We start from the raw sequence: 1451 nt of genomic DNA, 5'->3' as shown, positions 1-1451 counted from the left end.
CGATGGCGATCGGGTGCTGGTGCATGAGGAAAATAATACAAGGTCGGGTTAGCCCACAGGGCGTAACCCGACATTTGCCGAATGCCCGTCGGGTTACGCCCTCTGGGCTAACCCGACCTACGCTGAGGCGGCCGTGGCCGAATCTCAAGCCTGGCGCGGTTTTCCGGCCGTTTGTGCATGCCGCGCCTGCCGCACCGTCCGCCGGCCTTGACCCGAGTCAAGGACGGAGCCCCCTTCGCCGACGCACCATCCGGCCCAAGCTGCGCCGTGCAGCGAAGCCATTCAGGGGGGTTCCATGAGCGGGACATTCACAAAATCAATGGCGCGAAACATCTTCTTCGGGGGCACTGTTTTCTTTGCGCTCCTGTTTCTCGCGCTGACCTTCGATTCGATGCAGACCATACCCAAGCGGGACAACCGGCAAAACCTGACGCCGGCTGTCGTGGCGGGCAAGAAGGTGTGGGAGGTCAATAACTGCATTGGTTGCCATACGCTGATGGGCGAAGGCGCCTACTTTGCGCCGGAGCTGGGCAACGTTTACAAGCGTCGCGGCCCGGACTTCATCAAGGCCTGGATCCAGGCCCAGCCGACCGGCGCCCCCGGCCGTCGCCAGATGCCCAACTTCCACCTGACGGATCAGCAACTCAACGATCTTGTTGAATTCCTGAAGTATTCCTCGGAGATCAACACGGCCAACTGGCCGCCCAACATCGAAGGCTGATTACCGGTCAGAAATGGAGCTATAACCATGCAATATTCATCGCAGTCCGTCGCGAAGCCGTATTTCATCGCGGCTATCGGGCTCTTCACCGGGCAGGTGCTGTTCGGGCTCATCATGGGCCTGCAGTACGTGATCGGCGATTTCCTCTTCCCTGCCATCCCGTTCAACGTTGCGCGGATGGTCCACACCAACCTTCTCATCGTGTGGCTGCTGTTCGGCTTCATGGGTGCGGCCTACTACATGATTCCGGAAGAGGCCGAGACCGAGCTGTATTCGCCAAAACTGGCCTTGCTCATGTTCTGGGTCTTCCTCGTGGCGGGCGCCGCGACCATCCTCGGCTATCTGCTCGTGCCCTACGCCACGCTGGCGAAGTTCACGGGTAACGACATACTCGAGACCATGGGCCGGGAGTTTCTCGAACAGCCGCTGCTGACCAAGATCGGTATCGTGGTCGTGGCGCTGGTGTTCCTGTTCAACCTGACCATGACCATGCTCAAGGGCCGCAAGACGTCCATCAGCATCGTGTTGATGCTGGGGTTGTGGGGCCTGGCGGTGTTCTTCCTGTTCTCGTTCTACAACCCGCACAACCTAGTGCTCGACAAGTACTTCTGGTGGTGGGTTGTGCACCTTTGGGTCGAAGGCGTCTGGGAGCTGATCCTGGGTGCGCTGCTGGCCTTCGTGCTGATCAAGGTGACCGGTGTTGACCGCGAAGTGATCGAGAAGTGGCTGT

2 protein-coding genes are annotated in these 1451 nt (G+C 59.8%); both read left to right on the top strand.

Annotated features, from left to right (window positions below; genetic code table 11):
- Window positions 1-295: 295 nt before the first annotated feature.
- The gene (locus tag Q1W26_RS03800) at window positions 296-721 is read left to right on the top strand and encodes a cytochrome c (RefSeq protein WP_300436099.1); all 426 of its coding nucleotides are present in this window, start codon (window positions 296-298) and stop codon (window positions 719-721) included.
- A 27-nt stretch (window positions 722-748) separates the two neighbouring features.
- The coding region (locus tag Q1W26_RS03795) for a cbb3-type cytochrome c oxidase subunit I (protein WP_300436097.1) at window positions 749-1451 on the top strand (703 nt) is incomplete at its 3' end.

Source organism: Zoogloea sp. (assembly GCF_030157465.1).
Classification (GTDB): domain Bacteria; phylum Pseudomonadota; class Gammaproteobacteria; order Burkholderiales; family Rhodocyclaceae; genus Zoogloea.
The sequence above is the reverse complement of the archived record's forward strand: the minus strand, read 5'-3'. Positions and strand labels throughout refer to the sequence as shown.